Origin of the sequence: Flavobacterium microcysteis (assembly GCF_006385255.1) — a bacterium.
GTDB lineage: Bacteria > Bacteroidota > Bacteroidia > Flavobacteriales > Flavobacteriaceae > Flavobacterium > Flavobacterium microcysteis.
Genome location: NZ_VFJE01000056.1, coordinates 831,249 through 855,255, shown reverse-complemented (window position 1 = coordinate 855,255; position 24,007 = coordinate 831,249). Strand labels below are relative to the sequence as shown.

Sequence of the window (24,007 nt, the reverse complement as noted above, 5' to 3'; positions counted from 1 at the left end):
AATTACTTATTCCTTAGAGCTTTAAACTTCTCAATCGCAATGCATTGACAATAACAGATACCGAACTAAAACTCATTGCCAAGGCAGCAATCATTGGAGAAAGTAATATTCCGAAAAACGGATATAGGACTCCCGCAGCAACTGGTACACCTAAGACATTATATATAAAAGCAAAGAATAGGTTTTGCTTGATGTTGCTCATTACAGCGTGGCTCAAATTTTTTGCTTTTACAATTCCTTGTAAATCTCCTTTTACCAAAGTAATCTTGGCACTTTCTATCGCAACATCTGTTCCTGTTCCCATCGCAATCCCAATGTCCGATTGTGCCAAAGCTGGCGCATCGTTTATACCATCTCCGGCCATAGCAACTACTTTTCCTTCAGCTTGTAGTTTCTCTATTACTTTTAATTTATCTTCTGGTAAGCAACCTGCCTGAAAAGAGGTTAAATGCAACTCGTCGGCAACGGCTTTGGCAGTATTTACATTATCTCCCGTAAGCATGATTACTTCAACTCCTTGACGCATTAATTCTTTTATAGCAGCAGCACTGGTTTCTTTTATAGCATCGGTTATCGTTACAAATCCCACTACGTTTTTATCTACTGCGATATAAGAAACTGTTTTTCCTAATTTTTGTTCAGCAATAATTTTCTCTTCAATTGCGGCAGAAATAGCTGCGCTTACTTGCTCCATTAATTTTTTATTCCCTAATGCAACCTTTTTATCAATAGCAGTTCCAATAACTCCTTTGCCTGCAATGTTTTCAAAATCATCGACTTTTGTTAAAGAAACATTTTTAGCTTTTGCAAATTTCACTACGGCTTCTGCCAAAGGATGCTCACTGTACTGATTTAAAGACGCTATGTATTGCAGCAGTTCATCTTCTGAATATTGCAGTGCTACAATTTTTTCTACCGAAGGTTTCCCTTCAGTAATTGTTCCTGTTTTATCAGTAATCAGAACATTTACTTTGTCCATTTTTTCCAAAGCTTCGGCATTTTTTATCAGAATTCCCAATTGGGCGCCTTTTCCAACTCCTACCATTACAGACATGGGCGTTGCTAAACCTAATGCACAAGGACAGGCAATTATTAATACTGCAATAGCATTAATAAATCCGTAAACCATAGCTGGTTCCGGACCAAATTTTGCCCAAATGAAAAAGGTAAGAATCGACAAAATAACAACAGTAGGCACAAAATATTTAGCGATACTATCAGCTAGTTTCTGAATTGGTGCTCTGGAACGACTTGCATTATTAACCATTTGTATAATTTGCGAAAGCAAGGTTTCCGAACCAACTTTTTCGGCAATCATAATAAAGGATTTGTTTCCGTTTATAGTCCCTGAAGACACCATATCGCCATTTTTTTTATCTACAGGAATCGGCTCGCCGGTAATCATCGATTCATCTACTGTGCTTTCACCATCAGTTATCTTCCCATCTACAGGAATTTTATCTCCGGGTTTTACACGTAGTAAATCACCTTTTTTGATATCATGGATTGAGATTATTTTATCACTGCCATCAATTACCAAAGTAGCTTGGGTAGGTGCCAATTTTAATAATTCTTTTATAGCACCACTGGTTTGGCTATGTGCTCTTGCCTCAAGTAATTGTCCTAACAAAACCAAAGTTAGAATTACCGTTGTGGCCTCAAAGTATAGCAGTACTGTTCCGTGTTCGGTCTTAAATTCATCTGGGAAAACATCTGGGAAAAACATTCCTGCCAAACTAAATAAAAATGCCACTCCTGTACCAATTCCGATAAGGGTAAACATATTTAAGTTCCATGTAATTATTGATTTCCATGCTCGCACAAAAAATATCCAACAGGCATAAAAGACAACAGGAAGAGATAAAATAAGTTGTATCCAGTTCCATTTAGAGGCATCCATTAATTGTAGCAGAGGATTGTTGTGTGCCATTTCTATCATAGCTATAGCGAAAATAGGAACAGTAAATACTACCGCTATTTTCATTTTCTTAACCAAATCCTTATAAATTCTTTGGTCTTCGCTTTCACTTGGCTCCAGTGGCACCAGATCCATTCCGCAAATCGGACATGAACCTGGCGAATCGGTTATTACTTCCGGATGCATTGGACATGTATACTGCTGAACCTGGGCAGTAGCTGGTTCTTGTACCAAATGCATTCCGCATACAGGGCAATCTCCTGCTTTATCATACATTTTATCAACTTCACAATGCATCGGGCAATAATATTTCCCACCCGCATCATTATGAGGCACGGCTGTCGTTTTATCATCATGTTTGTGGCCATGATCCTTAGCAGTGCTACAGCATGATTTCTCCGATTTTTTTTCATGCGAATGAGTCGTGTGAGTCATTTCAATGGAGTACTTTCCAACAGCAGTCAATGCTTCTTGGAGCTCTTCGGTCGCAATATGTTCTTCCATTGTAATAGTTGCTAATGGAGGATCTAAAGTGACCTTTGCCTTTATTCCCCCCAAAGCATTTAACGTTTTTTCTACTTTTGTACGACATCCATCGCAAGTCATTCCCAATATTGTATAGGTGTGTGTCATAAGGTTATTTTTTATAGTTTCGATGCGTTATTTCTTTAATATATAGAAAGTTAGTGATTTTTTTGAAGCCAATCTGCATTTTAAGCTTGTTTCAATAGGCTTGTTTGTTCATCAGCTTTTTTAACCAATTGTTTAACACTAAAAAATAATTAGAAAAACCCTTCAATCTTAGATTCTAATTATTTTATTATTTCTTTCACCTCACCGCACTTGAGCATTTTTTCTCCAAAGTAAGGATTGCGTACTTCTTTGGTAGCGCTAATCCATACAGCCCCTTTATTGTCAAAAGCCATTGGACAATATTCCACGTATAGCTCAGCCTCAGCCATTCCTGCTTTTTTTAGCAAGAGAACCATTTCATTACTCAGTTTAGAATAAGCAGCTCGCTGCTTATCGATATCGGGAGCTGAAACGATTTCTGCGGCACTTGCTGCAAGATTTCTGTCGCTGCTGATTTCCCGTGCTCCCGCTTCAATCGCATTGGCCGCCAGTTTTGCTTCCGCGATATTATCATTGGCAAGGGCTACTGTTAAATGGGCATATTGGCTGTATATTGCGTTCAAAATATCATCATTTATCCTGATTGCGGGATTCTTTAAAATTGGGACAGAAGTTTTATTATTCTGCTGGACCTCTTTCTTTTTGTTTTCACCGTTACCGCACGCAATAAGCAGGAAGAGTGAGGCTATTGGAATTCCGATTTTGATTAATTTTTTCATTGTCTGTGTGATTGATTATTACATTTTCATTCCTGACATTGGGTTTTTGCCTTTCTTTAATATAAATTCACTGTACAAGAGATAGGCGCCAGATGCAACGACGATGTCTCCTTTTTTTAAACCGCTGGTAATTTCGACTTCATCGAAGGTTTCAGAACCAATAGCAACCATTCTAGGCTGATATTTTCCTTTTTCAATTTCAATCCACACATGTGTACCGCTACCGTCTCTGATTACGGCATCCACAGGTAGGGTCAATTTCATTTTCTGTCCTGATGAAGGCAGTAAAACAATTGCCTGCTGACCTGCCTGCCATTGATTGTTTGGATTCGCAATAGTACCGCGCAGCTGTATTATCTGCTTACTTGTCTGCAGGGCAGGATTTATAAAATCTACCCTCATTGTTTGGGGCTGATCTTCATAGCCTGAGACTATGACTTTTACTTTTTGACCTGTTTTAATTTTACCGGCATCTGCCGGATAGACATCAGCTTCGACCCATAAACGATTGTAATCTTCTAGTTTAATAATAGAACCTCCTTCTGCAACATATTGGCCTTCTGTTATGGAAAGTTCTGCAACTATTCCTGAATTTGGCGCGTAATAAACAACATAAGGCGATGCTTTTTGTTTTTTGAATAATTCACTAAGCTGGGCTTCTGACTGCCCATACAATAGCAGTTTTTGTTTTGCAGCATTCTTTATTTGGGCAAAACGTTTATCCTCAGCAAAGCTTGCAGCCTGTGCTGTGGCAAGGAGGTACTCCTGCTGAAGGGCTGAAAGCTGCTCTGAATATATTCTGTATAAAGGCTGACCTTTTCGAATCGGAACCCCCGTTTCTTTTACATACAACTCTTCAATCCTTCCTGCCACGCGACTTGAGATGTAAATAGTTTGCTCAGGATCAGTAACCAAACGACCGTTGAGAGGGGAAGAATTTGAAAATTCATTTTCCCCAGCAGTTATTGTAGTCAGATTGGCTAGTGCTTGCTGGCTGGGTCCCAAGGTTAGAAAGTCCTGTGCGTTGTTTTTTTCGAAGGGCACTAAATCCATTCCGCAGATTGGGCATGAGCCGGGGCCATCTTTTACAATTTGCGGATGCATGGGACAGGTATAGGTTTGAGCTTTTTCCTGACTGACTTTTTTTTCTTCTTTTTGGGCGCATGCTGCAAATAGAAGTGGAAAAACCATTGCAATGAGCAAAATAGTACGAATTAATATTTTATTGTTCATGGCTTAATTTTTTAATTTATTTTTTGAAGCTGTCTTGATAAAACTCTCACTGTCTATCATATAGGCCGCATTACTGGCAATATTCCAATCACTGATGTCTTGGTCAATTAGCACCATTCCATCAGTATTATTTTTCGTTTTAACTTCTCTGGGAACAAACACATCCTGCTCTTTTTTGAAAACGATGGATTTATTTCCTAAATTAAGAACTGCACTTTGCGGAAGCCACCAGCCTTTACTGACAATCGGAATGGCTGCAGTTACTAATTTCCCGGTCTGAAATTTATTATCCTGCAAATAAATCCGTGCTATGGTAAAGTTGCTTCCCTCTTTAAAGACGGGTTGAATGAGTCCGATAGTGCCCGTATATACGGTTTGCTTATCTGAGGGTTCATAAAATACCAATTTTTGCCCTTTTTTAATCTGGGATGATGCCGATGGATCAAAAGCAAATTCGGCGATAAGGTTTTTGTTGGTATAGATTGTAAAAAGCGATTGTCCTGCACCAATATATTGTCCTTCTCTTATCATGATAGCAGAGGACGCAGGGGCAGATGCGCTGCTATTTGATGCTGCACTACTACTTGAGCCCATTGCGCCCATACCGTCATCTGACGGTGCGCTTTGAGGCGAAGCCGCAGGAGCTGCTGTAGAAGCATTTCCTTCCGCAGTGTTATCTAAGATATACCCGGTGGCATTACTGTAAACAGGAATGCGATAGGAGATTTTACCTGTTTTTAATACCTGTTGAATTTGCCCCTGCTGCATACCCAGCAGAGACAGTCTGTCTTTTGCTTTTTGAAGTATCGGATTATTTGCATCAGATTGATAAATAAACAACAATTCTCTTTGCGCGGCAGCCAGATCAGGGGAATAGATTTCCATGATCAACTGTCCTTTTTTTACAGGCTGGTAATTGTACTTAATCAGCAGACGCTCAATTCTTCCGCTTACCCTGCTGGAAATGCTGGTCTGGTCACGGGTATCGTAGGTAATAATACCCTGTACCTGCATGGAGAATATTTTAGTGCCCTCGTCAGGTTTTATGACAGATATATTTGAAACGACTTGTTCGTTAACTGGTTTTAGCAGGTGGTTTAGGCTACTGTCTATGGCAGTTTCCGTACCTGGGGTATGTCTTGGAACCAATTCCATCCCGCAAATTGGGCAGCTGCCAGGCTTATCCTGGATAACTTCGGGATGCATCGGACAAGTATATTCCTGATTTGTACTATGCTGATGTGCTGGCTTACTGTTATGCTCGGTTTTCTTGTTACAGGCTGTCAATAATAATATCGAAACGAATAACAATCCGACTAACTTAGCGATAGAGTTCTTTTTCATAATCGACAATCATTTGATATAGTTTTAATTTTTCATCTAATAAGTTATTCTGCAGCATATTTAAAGCTTCCCAGGAGTCAATTACTACAGGAATCTGCAGTTTATTTTCCTGATAGTTCAGAAAGTTTACATCCAAGGACTTTTGCATGGAAGGGATTATTTTTGCTTCAAGTCCCTGAATCCTTTTTTGCATGGTCAGTATTTCATATTGCATACCATATAACATACCCTGGGTTTCCTGCAGCATGGCGGATTTCTCTTTCTCCATTGCCTGTACATTATATTGCATTGCTTTTACATCTGATTTATACATTTTTGATGACCAAGGAGCAATAGGAATAGACATCATTGCCATTACCGAATAGGCTTTGGGCATCATTTTATCAAAAGAATTCATATGGTCAAACTGGATTTTAAAAGAGGGATTTTTCTCTGCTTTCATCGCCTGAATACTGAGTTGCATCGATTCAATTCCCGCATCCATCTTTTTAATATCTCCTCGCACAGCAGCAAGACTTGTGGTGTCGTGCAAAGCTGGGTTGAAGACAGGAATAATACTTGTGTCAATTGAAAAATCAGCATTGCCAGGCTGGTTCATCAAGCTGTTGAGCCATGCTCTTGCTTTTGCGATTTCACCTTCCTGCATGCGGATCATATTTTTGTTTTCTTCAATCCTTGCGTCGATCTTGTATACATTACCCAACTGCGACTGGTTGTAAGGATAGCGAACTTCCTCAATCTTTTTCATGGTCAGCATTATCTTTTCGTTCTGATCCAAAACTTTCATTCGCTCTTCGGCTACCATCCAGCTGTAGTATAGCTGCTTTGCCTGCGCTTTATAATCGTTAAGGGTAACTGTCCGCGTAGCGTTTTCAATGTTGCCTTGGGACTGGATAAATTTTTTCTTCTTGTTTAGCTTTCCTACATTAGGGATATCTTGTTCCACTCTGAACATTAAAGATCCTTTGTCACGGTCATCCATAACTTCCTGAAAAGGATAAGGAGTCATAAAAGTTCCAACACCCACCATTGGTGCCATCCATGCTGTTGCGGCATCAGCACTATATTTGTACCCTTCTGCCTTTAGGCTATAGCTTTGGAGGAGCACGTTTTTTTTATCAATCCTTTGAAGGATTGTATCAAGAGACAAGACCTGTTTGGTCTGGCTCAATAGCTGTAATGGCAGTAAAAGCAATAGTACTGCCAGTATTTTAATGTTTGACATCATGTACTTCAAGTTTTCCATATTTTCGTAATTCATATTCTTTAGACATTAGGAAAATAAGTGGGGTTACTAATAAGATATGTACGGCAGAGGTAAATACGCCGCCAATCATAGGCAATACAATTGGTTTCATTACATCCATTCCAACACCATTGGACCAAAGGACAGGCACTAATCCAAATAATGAGACACAGACGGTCATTAGTTTTGGGCGTAATCTCTTTGCGGCACCGTGTACCACATACTCCCTGAGATCCTCTTTGGTAATGGTTTCTCTTGAGTTTCCTTTGGCCTTGATAAGCTGCTCCATGGCATCATTGAGATAGATAACCATCACAATTCCGGTTTCCACGGCAATACCAAACAAGGCTATAAAACCTACAGCTACTGCCACTGATAGATTGACATCCCAGAAAAAAATTATATAGGCACCTCCAATCAAAGCAAAAGGCACTGTTATAAGACTTAAGAAGGCTTCTCTAAGGGAATTAAAGGCAAAATAGAGGGAGAAGAAAATAATAAGCAATACTATCGGTGCAATGATCTTAAGGGTCTTTTCTCCGCTGATCAGGTTCTCATATTGTCCGCTCCATTCTATAAAGTACCCTTCAGGAAGTATGTTTTTGGCACTTTCCAATTTTTTCATGGCTTCCTGTACGGTTCCTCCCATATCACGATCACGTATGTTGAACATGACTGCCCCGCGAAGGAGCGCATTTTCTGAACTAATCATTGGAGGGCCATCTACGAATTTAATATCGGCAACAGAAGACAGGGGCACTTCTCCAAAGGTTGGAGACTGCAAGGGAATGCGTTTAATGCGTTCCACGCTGTTTCTATAGTCCTGTGCCATACGAACGCTTATTGAAAATCGTCTTCGTCCTTCAACCGTATTTCCAATGGATGCACCACCTAAAGCAAATTCCACTGTTTGGTTTACATCATCTACTGTTAATCCATAACGGGCTAGTTCCGAACGATTGACATCAACATCAAGGTATTTACCCCCAGTAATAGGGTCCACAAATAAATCAGACACACCGGGGGTTCCTTCCAAGGCCATTTTTACTCTTTCTGATACCCGCGCAATGGTATCAAGGTTCTGTCCGTAGACTTTAATACCCACGTCGGTACGAATTCCTGTAGCGAGCATATTGATACGGTTGATAATAGGCTGTGTCCACCCATTTACTACACCAGGTATCTGCAGTTTGGTATCGAGTTCCTTAATAATGTCTTTTTTATCTATTCCTTCACGCCACTCTGATTTTGGTTTTAGCATGATAATGGTCTCAATCATGCTCATTGGCGAATTATCCGTAGCTGTGTTAGCCCGCCCGGCTTTGCCTAAAACACTTTCGACTTCGGGAACCGATTTAATTATTTTATCCTGTACCTGCAAAATACGTTTGATTTCCCCATTAGATACATCAGGGAGGGTAACAGGCATAAATAAAATACTCTGCTCGTCCAATGGAGGCATGAACTCCGTTCCGAGCCTCATCAATAGCGGGATAGAAATCAACAATGCCAATATGTTAACGGTCAGGGTTGTTTTTCGCCATTTCAGAACCCAGCGTATGATTGGCTCATAGCCTCTCTCCAAAAAACGATTTACCGGATGTGCATCGGTTGGACGGAATTTCCCTTTCATGAAAAAAGAGATCAGTACCGGAGCTAATGTCAGCACCAATAGAGCATCTACAATCAGTATGAATGTTTTTGTATAGGCTAAGGGATGGAATAGCTTCCCTTCCTGTCCTGTAAGCATAAACACAGGCAGGAAAGAAGTAATTATAATAACAGTGGCAAAGAAGACGCCGCGAGAAACCTGCTTACTGCTTTTCTCAATTATTTTGAGTCTTTCCTCTTCGGATATCCACTGTGGTTTTTTGCGAAATATATTTTTAATTCTTTTCATCGGAGTTTGTTTCATTTTTTTGTTCAGATTCCCATTGTGCATACCGTTGTGAGAGATGCTGGTAGGCATTTTCACTCATAATAATACCGTTATCAACTATTACTCCAATGGCAAGTGCTATACCGGTAAGTGACATGATATTGGAGGATATGTCAAAGGCATTGAGCAGTATGAAACTTGCTGCAATTGTAATTGGTATCTGGATGATAATACTTAGTGCACTACGCCAGTGAAAAAGAAAAATAATAACGATAAGCGACACCACAAGCATCTCTTCAATTAAGGTGCGCTTAACCGAATCAATAGATTCTTTAATCAGATGTCCTCGGTCATACACAATATTAAATTTTACGCCTTTTGGAAGCCCTTTAGCAACTTCCTTCATCTTTTCTTTAACATTATCAATCACAGCATCTGCGTTTTCACCATAACGCATCACGACTATGCCCCCAACGACTTCGCCTGTGCCATTATGATCAAAGATCCCCAATCGGGTTTCTCCGCTCATCTGAACAGTTCCTATATCGCTGACTTTTATAGGAATACCATTTTGATTTTTCAGTGGAATGTCCTCAATCTCTTTGATGGATTTTAGATAACCGGATGTCTTAATGATATAGCCAATATCACTCATGTCAAATTTTCTTCCGCCGCTTTCATTATTATTGGCACGTACAGCGCTTATGACCTCCGGGACAGACAGCTTATAATATAGCAGTTTGTTTGGATCAATGGTAACCTGGTATTCTTTTTGAAATCCCCCGAAAGAGGCGATTTCACTTACTCCGGGAACATTTTGCAAAGCAAACTTGACGTACCAGTCCTGTAGTGCCCTTTGTTCGCCAAGGTCAATACCGGGTGCCTCCAGAGTATACCAGAGTATGTGACCAACCCCCGTTCCATCGGGGCCTAATTGCGGGGCAACTCCTTTGGGCAAGGTACTACTGATGGTACTGAGCCTTTCCAATACTCTTGATCTTGCCCAGTATACATCGACATCATCTTCAAAAATGACATAGATAAAACTCATGCCAAACATAGAAGCAGCCCTTACATATTTAATTTTGGGCAAACCCTGAAGGTTGGTAACCAAGGGATAGGTGATCTGGTCTTCAACGAGCTGTGGAGCACGTCCCATCCATTCTGTAAAAACGATTACCTGATTTTCAGATAAATCGGGAATTGCATCAATAGGATTTTTTTGAATAGAGATAATACCCCAAACAAATATTCCTGCTGATAATAGTAATACGATGAATCGGTTACGCAGGGACCATTCTATTAATTTGTGTACCATAGGTTTAATTTATTTTTGAAAGACTATCACTTACTTTTTCAATCCAGCTTATAAGCTTTTCTTTTTGAACAGCTGTCAATACCGCATTTTTATGGATCAAGGTGTAAGAAGGCAATGGCATTTCGTTCGCTTTTATCTGCTTTAAAATTCGGTCTAATTTATTCTCCTGCTTTCTTTTGGAATAGTTTCCCCACTGGCTAAAATTCAAATTTTCTTTTCCTTCCTTGATGTGTCCCTCCATGAAAGTACGTGCCGGCTGTATGTAGGAGTACCATGGATATTGTGTGTTGTTACTGTGACAATCATAACATGAAGTCTGAAGAATCGTTTGTACATTTTTGGGAATGGGATAGACTCTCGAAATATGAATTGGTAAAACCTGCCCGTAATCGGAATTGCGGGCAGGCTGATACAATTGCATCAGTAGAAAAATAATTAACCCAATAAAAAGAATCTTTCTGATGAATCGTTTCATTTTACAATTGTTTTTTCATTGAACCGCAGGTAAGCATTTTAGAACCATAATAAGGGTTTTTTATCTCTTTTGTTTCACTAATCCAGATAGCTCCTTTTCCAGCATCATACATAGGGCAAGAATCCTGATATAGTGTTTTTGAAGCTCCAAAAGTTTTAATCAAATCATTTATGTCTTTACTCAGTAGGGCAAAGTGCTCTCTTTGGTGTTCAATATTTCCACCGTTAGAACCAATATGTTCTGCATGCTCTTTGGCATCATCAGCTATATCAAGATACGCAGCTTTAGATTTTGGATTTATCGATTTTACATTTACGCTTTTGAAAGTCGCATACAGTGCATTTCCAGCTTTAGCAGCTCCGTTGCTGTCATCTTTGGCAAGGGCATTTTTTAACGCTAAATAATTTGCAACAATTTGCTCAGTTGAAAATTTTGCTTCTGTTTTTTTGCTTTGCGCATTACCAGAAACCATTACGCATACCATTAATACGGCTGAAAGAATTGTATTTTTCATTTTAATTATATTTTAAATTGTTTAAAAAACAGGTTACTATTGATTTTTTTTTATAAATATCTATTGACCTGTTTACACAATATACGCATGGGAAATAAGTGAATATTCAGCAAAGAGTATCTCACGGCGTAGTCTAAAAAAATAGATACATCTCACATTTCAATAAATTAGGAACATCAGTAATCACCAGAATATTGAGTGGATATTATGTAAACAGCCCGATAAATTTATTAGTACTTAGTTGTACTATAGTTCTTTTTTCATTGAACCACAGGTTAACATTTTTTTTCCTTGATATGGGTTTTTGATCTCCTTGGTTTCGCTTATCCAAATAGCTCCTTTCCCGCCATCATACATAGGACAAAAATCCTGATACAATTTTTGTTCTGATTTGAAAGATTTTATGAGATCATTCATGTCTTTACTTAACATGGCAAAATGCTCTCTCTGGTGTTCAATATTTCCACCGTTAGCTCCAATATGTTGTGCGTGTTCTTTGGCATCATCAGCAATATCAAGATATTCTGCTTTTAATTTCGCATCTATCGAATTGGGATTTACACCGTTAAAAATCGCATATAATGCCTTTCCGGCATCTGCAGCTCCTTTTGTATCATCTTTCGTTAATGCATTTTTCAGAGTCAGATAATTACTCACGATTTCGTTTATAGAAAATGTTCCTTGAGCAGTTTGGGTTGCATTTTCTTCTGCACTTTTTTCAGTGGTTTCCTTTACCGGCTCGGTTAATTCCATTCCACATTTGGAACATTTGTCCCCTTTTTTTCCTGTAACTTCAGGATGCATGGAACAGGCATACAATTGTGAATCATTCTGAGCTGTCCCAGAAGCAGCTTCAGGAGCTGTAGTTTCTTTGTTTTTTAAATTACAAGCTGTAAGTAAAATTGCCATTACAAGGGTTGAGAAAATTAATTTTTTCATTTTTTTTAGTTTTTATCTCTAATGAATGTTGTTTTGTCCAACATTCCTTTGTTTGAGTGTTATAAGAATTATTCTTTTTTTGATTCTGCAAAATTCAATCTCTATTTTGGCCTTTTAAATGCCTTTATATCAGATTTATATTTTCAGCACCAATCCGTTGGGTTTTCTACCTACATTAATCGTTTTAGAGACAGTATGGTTTGATACATTGACTACAGAGACCGTATTGGCTGTCTGATTAGTCACATAGGCTGTATTTCCATCTGCTGTAAATGTTATTGCATGTGCACCGGCACCAGTAGTAAACACACCTCCATGCATCCACATCATCATTGTCTGGTCCCAGGTCCAGTAATGAACTTTTGCATTGGCAGGATCGCTAACCCACAGTTCTTTCTTATTTCCATTGTAAGACGCTATTCCAGGCATAAATCCTAAATCAATGGTTTGGTCTACAGCATCGGTTGCCACATTGATTACCGAGATAGATTGCCCGTCTTCATTGTCAACATACATTCTGGCATCACTTCCTGTCCAGGCGCCAACAGGGTTGTCCCCAACAGCAACAGTTGCTGTAACTTGTTTGGTTGCGGTATTTATAACTGACACAGTATTGTCATCCCCGTTAGCGACATAGGCCTTAGTACCGTCAGAAGAAAAGGTAAGCTCAGCAGGCATCATACCTACCGCTATAGTGTTTTTCAATGCATATGTTAAGGCATCATAAACCAAAACTTTTCCATTCATGTCCATTTGCGGCACCCAGATTTCTGAACCATTTGGACTGTATATCGTATTATGGTTCATCATTGGCAGGCTCATGTTTTTTACAGTTATTCCATTAGCGGCATCAATTACCAGGAGTTTACCAGTCATTCCTTCCATGCTTGCAGTATGGCCGGCAGAGAAGTCCATTCCGGGTACACCAATCGCCAGGTGATTAGAATGTAAAGAAATGTGATGTGGCCACATGATCATATCAGTACCGGCTCCCATAAGGCTGATAGTCTCTGTAACTTCATTAGTTGCCAATTTTATTACTGAAATTGTGCCGTCCTGACCATTGACCACATAAGCGGCAGGATAGTTTATATTCAGATTAGGATCGGACATATTCATATCGTCTGTTTTACTGCAAGAAGACAGCGATAGGGCTCCTGAGATTAATACCCCAAGGATTGAAGTACCTGTAATTATATTTTTCATTTTTCTGATTTGGGATTATTTGATTATTTCTATAGTTGATCCACAGCTTAACATCTGCGAACCGTAATACGGATTCTTGATACCGCTTTCTTTGCTCAGCCAATTTGCATCAACCATTGGACAATGATTATAATAAATCGGTTGTGGCTGATCGGTAGTTTTTATAAGATCGTAAGTGTTTTTAGACAAGCTTTTAAAGGATTCCCTTTGTTTTTTAACATCTTGGTTTTCAGAAATATTTTTTGCATCTGCAGCTAAACTTTTCATTGCATTCATCCATGCAGTATGTTCTTTTGGCTTTAGGGTCTCCATTTTAACAGCATTGATTGCAGTAAGGAGATCTTTAGATTTCAATGCGGCAGTTTTAGCATCCGTTTTCACCAAAGCATCTTTTACATCAAAGTAGCTGTCGAAAATTGCTATAAATGGACTGTTCTCTTGTGCATCAGCAGGAACTGCGGCTGCATGCTGTGAATGATTCATTTTACCCATATCCATTTCTGATTTCTTTAATGGGGCCGCCATATTTGTTCTTTCATATTGGCAGCATTGTGGAAGTTTTGCATAGGCGTCACCAGGAGCTAAAAATTGGTCACTGTCATATCCTGCTAAGGCAATTCTTTTGAGGACTTCATCCAGATTTGTTTTTTTCTCATCATAGGTAATAGCCGCTATTTTGGTGTTTTCATTCCAGTTTACCGAAGCGATATTTTTGATGTTTCCTGCTTTTTCAATAGCAGCTTTGCACATTAGACAATTACCATAAATTTTTGTATTTACGGTTTTAGCATTTTTTATAGGTGCGCCATACACTATGACTGACAGCAATAGTGTAATTGCCATCAATCCTTGTTTAATTGATTTCATTTTAAAATGTATTTGAAGTGAATGTTGCTTTTGAGAAATAATTGTATATACAAGGTGTATAGACCATTATTCTACAAAAAGCGAAAAATAAAAAAATGAAGCAGATAGGCTTCCTTTTTTGACACACTTATGGCTGTCAAAAAAGGTATTTAGCTTATTTTAGGGATAAGCCAGATAGAATAGAAACCAGATAAAATTGAGGTTTCTGAATTGTGGAATTTTTGTTTTTTAGAAAAAAAACTGAAAGTAATGTTTTTGAATTCAAGCTGGTTTAAGAAAGTGATTCCTCCGGTGCAAATTGAAGCACAGCCGCATGAGGCATGTCCACATTTATGACCGCAGCCATGATGATTTTCCTTTTTGGAATGACCGCCTTCCTCTGAGCAGCAATCCTCATTATGGGTTTTAGAAGTTTCCTTAGTACAGGAAGCTTTCTTTGAAAGATTTCCACATGCAAAAGTTGCCGTTGGCACTAACAAGAGGCCAAGGGTAACAATTAATATGATGTAAAATCTTTTCATGAGAAGTAAAAATATAAAGCAAAGATAATTATTTAAATCCAATTTTTAATAATTAAATGTTATATTTTTTGCTCCTACTAAAGTAGTGCAGAATCATAATTTAGGTAGTGCATGTCCTCTTACGTAACTGATAATTGCAACTGTTTAGCAATGTCATCGGTATATAATATCTCGTTTATACATAAATCTCAACAAATTGAGAATTTATCGCTTTACATTCCAGTAGTATTTATCATGGAATTTTAATTTAATAGCCTGTTGAAATTCTGACATTTAATTTGTTAATATATAGAGAATTATCATTTTAAGAACTTAGCAAAATACATATTTGAATCGAAAAAAACTTGTAAAAGTAATGATTTACAAGCTTTTTTGTTTCTTGTGAACTGGATTGAAAAATTCTTGCTACTTTTAATATCCTGCGTCTCTGAAATATTTTTTGCCTCAGCAGTTAAATCTTTAGATACTTTCATCCAGATCATATGTTCATCTGTTTTTAGCATTTTCATTTTAGCAGAAGATATTGCGGTCGATAATTCTTTTGATGCTGAGGTAGCAGCTGTACCATCTGCTTTTACCAATGCATCTTTTAATAAAAAGTAATTATCGAAAACCGGTTTGAGTTGCTCTTTAGTTTAGGCATTGGATATCCCAACTGATAACAATAGCAGTATTGCTATCGTTATATTTATTAATGATTTCATTTTGGATTTTTTTAAATAAGATTTGTTAAACAATGACAAAAAAAGACGGCATGACAAAGCCCTGTTTTTGTCATTGAATTAACGGGAAAATAAAATAATTGTAAGCAGAATATGCTTTAATTTTGACACACTAATGGCTGTCAAAAGTAAAATTTAGCCTATTTTAGGTATAAGCCAAAGAGAATGGAAACCGAAAGAAATAAAGGTTTCTGAATTATAAAATTTTTGCTTTTCAGAATAAAAATTAAGCGAATTGCTTTTGAATTGCAGTTCATTTAAAAAAGTGATTTCTCCATTACATATTGAGCCGCAGCCACACATAGAATGCCCGCATTTTCCTCCGCAGCCATCGTGATTGTTATTTTTTGAATGATTCGTTTTGCAACAGCAGTCATCCTTCTGAGTTTTAGAAGTTTCTTTTGTGCAAGAATGCTTTACCACAATTTTTTCACAAGCAAAAGTCATTGTTGGCATTAGGAATAAGCCAAGTATAACAATTAGTATCATGTAAAATCTATTCATATGAAAGGAATAATAATGTCAAAATTAGTTAGAATATTTTTAATTTTAACAAAATAAATATTAAAAACATTATTCTGATTTTTATGAAGACACTACTAAGTCTAACTTTAAACAAATGACAATAACACATTTTTTACAGATTGACTAAAGGTTATTGTTATCGTTCTTCGGCGGAAAGAAGTTTATTGTTTTTGAAAAGATATAACTATTTTTAAATATAAAAATGAGGCTTGTCTTTTACAACAAGTCTCATTTTTTAAGATTAGACAATAACAAACTCTAAAACTTCATTCGTTGTATTCTAACTGCATTCAAAATCGCCAACAAAGCGACACCTACATCAGCGAAAACAGCTTCCCACATAGTGGCTAAACCTCCTGCGCCAAGCACTAATACAATTGCTTTTACTGCAAATGCCAAGCTAATGTTTTGAAAAACAATCTGTTTTGTTTTTCTACCAATGTTTATAGCTGTGAAAATTTTATGAGGTTGGTCGTTTTGAATTACGATATCAGCAGTTTCAATGGTAGCATCGCTTCCCAAACCACCCATTGCAATTCCGGCATCAGCAAGGGCAACTACCGGCGCATCGTTTACGCCATCACCTACGAAGGCTAATTTTAGATTTTGTGATTTTAGCTCCTCTACTTTTTCGACTTTGTTTTCGGGTAACAAATCACCAAAAGCCTGATCGATATTTAATTCTTTGGCAACAGCATTAACAACGGCTTGTTTGTCGCCTGAAAGCATTACTGTTTTTACATTTATTTTATGTAAACTTTCGATAGCTTGTTTTGCGTCTTCTTTGATTTCATCAGCAATTAGAAAGTATCCTGCATATTTTTGATTAATAGCAATAACGATGATTGTAAATGGTGTATCATCAATTCCAGCATCGTAACTAATTTTGAATTGCTTCATCAGTTTTACATTTCCTGCCAAGATTTCGTTTCCGTCCACCTTTCCTTTTAGTCCGTGACCTGCAATTTCTTCTACTTCGGTTACATTTGTGTTTTTTTCTGACCCTTTTGCATATTCGATAATAGCCGTTCCAACAGGGTGTGTGGATTTGGTTTCGAGTGCCGCAGTATATTTTACTAAATCTGCTTCGGAAACACCAATGGCCATTACTTTTTGAACTTTGAAAACGCCTTTAGTTAGCGTTCCTGTTTTATCCATAACGACTACTTGTATAGATGCCATTATATCGAGAAAATTGGATCCTTTGACCAGAATTCCGTTTTTACTTGCTGCACCAATTCCGCCAAAATATCCTAACGGAATTGAAATTACTAACGCACAAGGACAGGAAATAACCAAGAAAACTAATGCTCTATATAGCCAATCGTTGAAAACGTAGTTTTCTACAAAAAGCATCGGTAATACACATATTCCTATTGCTAAAAACACAACTATAGGTGTATATATTTTGGCAAATTTTCGAATAAACAGTTCCGTTGGTGCTTTTTTGGCGGTTGCCTCCTGTACCATTTCCAAGATTTTTGACAACTTGCTATCTGTATAAGCTGTAGTTACTTCAACTTGAACAACTGCATTAAGGTTAATCATTCCGGCAAGAACAGGTTCGCCTTTTTGCTTGGTATCAGGTTTGCTTTCTCCTGTTAACGCCGCCGTATTAAAAGATGCTACTTTTGATAGTAATACGCCATCTAAACCTAATTTTTCTCCTGCTTTGAGTTGTATAATATTACCGATTTTTGCTCTTTTGGCTTTTATGGTTTTGGTAGCATTATTTTCTAAAATCGTTACTTCATCTGGTCTTTGGTCTAACAATAATTTGATATTGGATTTAGCTCTTTGTACTGCCAATTTTTGAAAAATTTCACCAATGGCATAAAATAACATTACAGCAACGCCTTCGGGAAATTGTCCGATTGCAAATGCTCCAATTGTAGCAATACCCATTAATAAAAACTCAGAAAATATCACGCCTTTTCCTATGTTTTCAAATGCTTCTTTTAAAACCGGTAAACCCACTGGAACATAAGCAACAATATACCACGCAATGCGTATCCAACCTTTGAACCAAGCTTGTTCGTAATAATTATCAAAACCAATAGCAATAAGCAATAAAACTAAGCTAATGATGGCTGGTAAGAACATTCTAAATTTGCTTTCACTATTTTCTGAGTGGTCGTATTCATGACCATCATCTTCTGAATAGTCTTCTGTCTTTTGGTTTATTTTTTGTTCTAATGTGCAACAAAGCTGTTTGCCTTGTTCATCGTATATATGTTGGTGCGTCATTTTCAGTATTATTAGTGATTATTCTTCTTCTCCTTTGTTTGTCAATTTTGCATTTACAAAAAATGCTCCTTTAGTTACAATTTTGACATTTGACGGAATGTCTTTTACCAGTGTGATTGCAGTATAGCCCATATTAGAAACGCCTTTTATCACTTCAAATTTTTCAAAATTGGTATTTTTTACCTCTTCTACTTTACCTTTTGTTTCCGGTTCTTTTTTGTCTTCTCCTTCTTCTGGTTTTTCTTCTTCGGCTTGTTTATTGGTAACAACAAAAATATAGTCTTTGCCATCTGCACTCACAATGGCATCATTAGGGACTGCATTTGTAGTAATATCATTTAAACTCACAATTGCGGTTATATTCATTCCATCAATTAGCCCCGATTTATTGCCTTGAATTGTTGCGTGAACAGGGATTGACTTACTATCGTTTTCAAAAGAAGCACCTATTGAATATATTTTTGCATTATAGTCTTCGCCTGAATTATTGGTAATTCTGAAATGAATATTTTTTCCGACTTTGAGCATCGGTAAATCTTTCTCAAATACATTCAAATCCAAACGTAATTGTGAGTTATCCACAATTTCGGCAACTGGTGAAGAGACATCAACATAACTTCCTATTTTCGCAAATATATTGGTTATAGTACCGCTAATCGGACTTGTAACCGACAATGCCGAACGCAAAGTGCTGTTGCTTAAACTATTTGGGTTTATGCCCATCATTTGAATTTGCTGTTGTAAAGAGGCTCTGCGAGTTCTCAGTGATTTTAGTTCTGCATTGGCACTTTGGTAATTTTTCAGTGCTCCTGCATTACCCTCATTCAGTTCTTTTTGCCTTGCTACTTCTTGCTCTGCAAAGATTATTTTACTGGCAGTACTCAAATATTCTTCTTGCAATTGTATGAATTGCGGATTGGCAATAGTGGCAATTACTTGTCCTTTTTTTACATAATCACCCAATTGCACGTTGATGGTTTTAATAACGCCACCATACAACGAGGTTGCATTTGCTTTGTTATTGTTAGGTGCGCGTAATACTCCATTGGCTTTTAGTATTGCCGTTAATTGCTTTTGCTCAATTATTCCATATTGGATATCGACCGTTTTTATTTGTTCCGCTGTGAGCGAAGCAATTATTGGTTCTGCTTCTTCTTTTACTATTTTTTCTTCTTCTTCTTGAGGTTTATTTTCTTTATTACCGCAGGAAATAAGAAATAGACAAAGGGCAAAAAGCAAAAAACAATTTTTATATTTTATTTTTAAAGATTTCATATTTGTGAAATTTATTTGTTTGTGAAATAATTGTATTCAATAATCGCTTGATTGTACGCATTTAGATTGTCTAAATAATTTTTTCGTATTTCGATAGCTTGGCTTAAATACAATGAAAAATCGGCATAACTTATTTCTCCAGCTCGATAGGATTGATTAGCTGCTTTTATAATTTCTTCAGCTTGATGCAAACCTGAAGTTTCATAAAATTGCAGGCCCGATACACTTTTTTCAACTTCTGTCTGGCGTTGTGCCAAAGATGATTTTAGTATTTGTGTTTGATATTGCAATTGTTGTTCTTGCACCTCTTTTTCTGTTTTGGCTGCTTTTATTTTGTTTCTATTGGCTCCGCTTCCAAATATTGGGAATGAAGTTGAAAATGAGAAACCGGTATATGGATCCTCAACTCCATATAATTTTTGTGAAAAAAACCGACCAGAAAATTCAGGTAAGCGGCTGCTTTTTTGAATAGCGATTTCACTATTGGCGATAGCAACATTTTGTTGCAATAAAAGAAGATTTGGATGGTTGTCTGACGTACTTTGTAAGCCATATTCTAATTTTTCCAATGATTTAGAAAGTGGCAAAATCGCTTCTGAAGTATTGAGTAATTGCATTAATGCTTGTTGTTGCATTAGCATTTCTTTTTGAAGCTGCTTGATGTTGGTTTCAATTTCTTTCAACTTAACATTAGCCGAAATTTTTTCGATACCGGCACTTTCTCCCGTTTTTACTTTTACAATAGTGGTTTTTAGCAATCCAACATAAATACTATCTAATCGCTGATATAAAGCCGCTTTGTCTTGCAAATACCATAATTGATAATATACTGAGCGAATATTTTTTTTCAATTCAGTATTGATTACTTCTCTGTTGAATTCGTAATATTTGGTCTGCTCTTGATAGTAATTTTTCTTGGCTTGGTTTACCTGTGGCATATAAAAGCTTTGCTGTAAACCGATTTTCCAAACTCCGGTTTTATCAGAAGGTCGCAAATCTTCATTTTCTACAAAAATGCCTGTTTTAGGAAATTCCTTATTCCCTTTTATCAAAAACTGATTTTTTGAGATTTGAGATTGATTGATATTGTATTGCAAATTGTCCTTTAAACCCAAATTCAAAACCTCGTCAATGGTTTTTCGGGATTGCGCCTGACCATTATTGAAAGAAAATAAGAATCCAATAATAAGAAGCGTAGTAATTGATTTTCTTTTCAATTTAATTTTTGTGTTGAATATGATGTAAAGCAAAGGCAGTACAAATAGGGTTAAAAATGTGGCTGTGATTAGTCCGCCAATAACTACGGTTGCCAATGGTTTTTGTACTTCGGCACCTGCACTGTGTGATAATGCCATTGGTAAAAAGCCTAAAGACGCAACTGTAGCGGTCATTAATACTGGGCGCAGTCTGATTTTTGTGCCTTCAATTACCCGTTTTATAACATCATCCCAACCTTCTTTTTCGAGCTGGTTGAATGTACCGATCAATACAATCCCGTTTAATACGGCTACACCAAACAATGCAATAAAACCAATACCTGCGGAAATACTAAAAGGCATTCCTCGAATAAGCAAAGCAAACACGCCACCAATGGCACTCATTGGAATTGCTGAAAATATTAAACTGGCTTGTTTCATAGAATTAAACGTGAAATATAAAAGCATAAAAATAAGAAGTAATGATATTGGCACGGCAATCATCAAACGATTGGATGCTTTTTGTAAGTTTTCAAATGTGCCTCCATAAGTAAAATAATAACCTGAAGGCAACTTTACTTTTGTTGCTAATTTATCCTGAATTTCATTTACCACACTTTGAACATCTCTATCTTGGATATTAAATCCAATTACAATTCTACGTTTTCCCGCTTCACGACTTATTTGTGCCGGTCCTAATTTAAAATCTACCTTTGCCACTTGTGATAATGGAATTTGATTGCCAGTAGGTGTTGGTATCAATAGATTATTCACATCGTCGATACTTCTTCTTGATGTACTGTCCAAACGCACCACTAAGTCGAATTTCCGTTCGTTTTCATACACTACACCTGCCGATTTTCCTGCAAAAGCAGTACTTACAACACTATTGATGTCTTCTACATTTAGCCCATAATTGGCAATGCGCAAACGGTCGTATTCGATGTTGATTTGTGGCAAGCCATCGACTTGTTCCACTTGGGGTGTAGAAACGCCCTTTACGTTTACAATCACATTTTCCACTTTTTTGGCATATACAGAAAGACTATCCAAGTTTTCCCCAAATATTTTTATGGCGACATCTTGCTTAATTCCTGTCATCAATTCATTAAATTTCATTTGAATGGGTTGACTTTTTTCGGCAAAAACACCTGGAATTATTCTTAACTTGTCTTCTATTGCATCGCCTAATTCATCATAGGTTCTGCCGGATTTCCATTCGTCTTGCGGTTTCAGAATAATCATCAAATCGGTTGATCCGGGAGGCATTGGGTCAGTGGGCACTTCTCCGGCACCCGTTTTCCCAACCACAATTTTCACTTCATCAAATTGCTTGACAATTCTTGAAGCCTGCATTGAAGTTTCAATACTTTGGGACAACGATGTTTCAAGAGGCATTTTAAATTCAAAAGCAAAATCTCCTTCTTGCAACTGTGGTATAAACTCGCCACCCATTCCACTAAATAATAAAAGGCTAAAAACAAATACCCCAACAGTAATTCCTATTAGGCGATATTTTATTTTAATAGCTCTTTCTAATAAGGGCTGATATGTTTTTTGTAGCCACTTCATCATTCTATCTGAAAGTGTTTCTTTTGACGATGCTGTTTTTGATAGGAATAACGCACACATCATCGGAATATAGGTTAAGGAAAGTATCAAAGCTCCGAATATAGCGAAGCCAACTGTTTGAGCCATTGGACTAAACATTTTGCCTTCTATACCTACCAAAGTAAGAATGGGAATATATACAATTAAGATAATGATTTCTCCAAAAGCAGCACTACTACGAATTTTGGAAGCAGATACAAATACTTCATTATCCATTTCCTGTTGTGTGAGTATTTGTCTGGATTTCCGCATCCCTAAATGATGAAGAGTAGCTTCTACAATAATTACGGCGCCATCTACAATTAACCCAAAATCTATTGCTCCCAAACTCATAAGGTTTGCACTTACTCCAAATATTTTCATTAACCCCAATGCAAAAAGCATTGAAAGTGGTATTGCAGAAGCAACAATAAGGCCAGCACGCAGATTTCCGAGAAATAAAACCAATACAAAAATTACTATTAAAGCTCCTTCAATTAAGTTTTTTTCGACTGTAGAAATTGCACGGTTAACAAATTTACTTCGGTCAATAAATGGTTCTACAATCACATCATCAGGCAAGGATTTCTGTATAATAATCATTTTGTCTTTTATCCTTTGTACTACTTCATTACTATTTGCCCCTTTTAGCATCATTACAACGCCTCCAACGGCATCCACCTTTCCATTATATGTCATTGCACCGTAACGCACTGCATTGCCAAATTTTACTTCAGCTACATCTTTTATAAAAATAGGAACGCTGTTGGGATTGCTTTTTACCACGATGTTTTTTACATCTTCCAATGAAGTCACTAGCCCAACGCCACGAATAAAGTAGGCATTTGGTTTCTTGTCGATATATGCACCACCCGTGTTTTGATTGTTTTTTTCTAAAGCGGTGAAAATATCGGGAATAGTTACTCCCATTGCCTTGAGGCGATTTGGGTTAACGCCAACTTCATATTGTTTTAGTTTTCCGCCAAAACTATTTATTTCGGCAATTCCCGGAGTTCCGTTGAGTTGTCTCGCTACTATCCAGTCCTGCATAGAACGTAAATCCATTGCGGAATACTTCTTTTCACTACCTTTTTTTGGATGTAAAATATATTGATATACTTCACCAAGACCAGTACTGACAGGACCTAGTTCTGGTGTTCCAATTCCTTCAGGAATTTGACTAGTTGCTTCTTTCAGTCGTTCGCTGATTAATTGACGTGCAAAATAAATATTTACATCATCATCAAAAACTACTGTTATTACCGACAAGCCAAAGCGTGAAATACTTCGGGTTTCTTCTAAATCTGGAAGATTTGCAATGCTTTGTTCAATTGGAAAAGTTACTAATTGTTCTACTTCCTGCCCTGCCAATGTTGGGCAAAGCGTAATAATTTGTACCTGATTGTTTGTAATATCCGGTACGGCATCGATGGGTAATTTGGAAGCACTCCAAACCCCCCAAATGATTAGAAACAACGTCATCAAACCAATGATGAACTTGTTATTTATACTAAAATGAATGATTTTGTCTAACACAATTGAAAATGATTACTGTTTAATGATTAATTTATAGTTCACAGCAATTGAATATATCAAAAACTGTAAAATGATTAATGAAAATCAATAGTTGGATCAATGCA

Annotated in this window: 16 protein-coding genes and 1 pseudogene; all 17 read right to left on the bottom strand. The window is 37.2% G+C overall.

Features of this window, described 5'->3' with window-relative positions:
- Positions 1-13 precede the first annotated feature (13 nt).
- The gene (locus tag FJA49_RS17310) at positions 14-2,551 is read right to left on the bottom strand and encodes a heavy metal translocating P-type ATPase (protein ID WP_140002570.1); all 2,538 of its coding nucleotides are present in this window, start codon (positions 2,549-2,551) and stop codon (positions 14-16) included.
- Positions 2,552-2,730: 179 nt separating this feature from the next.
- Positions 2,731-3,270 carry a DUF3347 domain-containing protein gene (locus FJA49_RS17305; RefSeq protein WP_140002568.1) on the bottom strand — a complete coding sequence of 180 codons (540 nt, stop codon included), beginning with the start codon at positions 3,268-3,270 and terminating at the stop codon, positions 2,731-2,733.
- A gap of 18 nt (positions 3,271-3,288) precedes the next feature.
- Positions 3,289-4,503 (bottom strand): efflux RND transporter periplasmic adaptor subunit, encoded by a 1,215-nt coding sequence (locus FJA49_RS17300; RefSeq protein ID WP_140002566.1) that lies wholly within the window; start codon positions 4,501-4,503, stop codon positions 3,289-3,291.
- Positions 4,504-4,506: 3 nt separating this feature from the next.
- A complete protein-coding gene (locus tag FJA49_RS17295; RefSeq protein WP_140002563.1) occupies positions 4,507-5,847 on the bottom strand; it encodes an efflux RND transporter periplasmic adaptor subunit in 1,341 nt (446 codons plus the stop codon).
- On the bottom strand, positions 5,825-7,075 hold the full coding sequence (locus FJA49_RS17290) for a TolC family protein (RefSeq protein ID WP_233590215.1): 1,251 nt from the start codon (positions 7,073-7,075) through the stop codon (positions 5,825-5,827). The genes FJA49_RS17295 and FJA49_RS17290 overlap by 23 nt, the downstream gene beginning before the upstream one ends.
- Positions 7,059-8,993, bottom strand: a complete 1,935-nt coding sequence (locus tag FJA49_RS18640) for an efflux RND transporter permease subunit (RefSeq protein ID WP_140002562.1) — start codon at positions 8,991-8,993, stop codon at positions 7,059-7,061. The genes FJA49_RS17290 and FJA49_RS18640 overlap by 17 nt, the downstream gene beginning before the upstream one ends.
- Positions 8,980-10,290 (bottom strand): efflux RND transporter permease subunit, encoded by a 1,311-nt coding sequence (locus FJA49_RS18635; RefSeq protein ID WP_140002560.1) that lies wholly within the window; start codon positions 10,288-10,290, stop codon positions 8,980-8,982. Before FJA49_RS18635 ends, FJA49_RS18640 begins: the two co-directional genes overlap by 14 nt.
- Before the next feature lie 4 nt (positions 10,291-10,294).
- Positions 10,295-10,765 carry a heme-binding domain-containing protein gene (locus tag FJA49_RS17275; RefSeq protein ID WP_140002558.1) on the bottom strand — a complete coding sequence of 157 codons (471 nt, stop codon included), beginning with the start codon at positions 10,763-10,765 and terminating at the stop codon, positions 10,295-10,297.
- Between the two features lies 1 nt (position 10,766).
- The gene (locus FJA49_RS17270) at positions 10,767-11,279 is read right to left on the bottom strand and encodes a DUF3347 domain-containing protein (RefSeq protein WP_140002556.1); all 513 of its coding nucleotides are present in this window, start codon (positions 11,277-11,279) and stop codon (positions 10,767-10,769) included.
- A gap of 246 nt (positions 11,280-11,525) precedes the next feature.
- Positions 11,526-12,218 (bottom strand): DUF3347 domain-containing protein, encoded by a 693-nt coding sequence (locus tag FJA49_RS17265; protein WP_140002554.1) that lies wholly within the window; start codon positions 12,216-12,218, stop codon positions 11,526-11,528.
- 135 nt (positions 12,219-12,353) lie between these two features.
- Positions 12,354-13,424 carry a hypothetical protein gene (locus FJA49_RS17260; protein ID WP_140002551.1) on the bottom strand — a complete coding sequence of 357 codons (1,071 nt, stop codon included), beginning with the start codon at positions 13,422-13,424 and terminating at the stop codon, positions 12,354-12,356.
- A gap of 15 nt (positions 13,425-13,439) precedes the next feature.
- Entirely contained in the window at positions 13,440-14,291 is an 852-nt protein-coding gene (locus FJA49_RS17255) for a DUF3347 domain-containing protein (RefSeq protein ID WP_140002549.1), read from the bottom strand.
- 149 nt (positions 14,292-14,440) lie between these two features.
- Positions 14,441-14,812 (bottom strand): hypothetical protein, encoded by a 372-nt coding sequence (locus FJA49_RS17250; protein WP_140002546.1) that lies wholly within the window; start codon positions 14,810-14,812, stop codon positions 14,441-14,443.
- A gap of 299 nt (positions 14,813-15,111) precedes the next feature.
- A pseudogene (locus tag FJA49_RS17245) lies at positions 15,112-15,414 on the bottom strand (DUF3347 domain-containing protein); the annotation flags it as partial.
- 903 nt (positions 15,415-16,317) lie between these two features.
- Positions 16,318-18,306, bottom strand: coding sequence for a heavy metal translocating P-type ATPase (locus tag FJA49_RS17240; protein ID WP_140002541.1), 1,989 nt, complete (start codon positions 18,304-18,306; stop codon positions 16,318-16,320).
- An 18-nt stretch (positions 18,307-18,324) separates the two neighbouring features.
- On the bottom strand, positions 18,325-19,581 hold the full coding sequence (locus FJA49_RS17235; RefSeq protein WP_140002539.1) for an efflux RND transporter periplasmic adaptor subunit: 1,257 nt from the start codon (positions 19,579-19,581) through the stop codon (positions 18,325-18,327).
- Positions 19,582-19,592: 11 nt separating this feature from the next.
- The gene (locus FJA49_RS17230; RefSeq protein WP_140002537.1) at positions 19,593-23,903 is read right to left on the bottom strand and encodes a CusA/CzcA family heavy metal efflux RND transporter; all 4,311 of its coding nucleotides are present in this window, start codon (positions 23,901-23,903) and stop codon (positions 19,593-19,595) included.
- Positions 23,904-24,007: the final 104 nt, after the last annotated feature.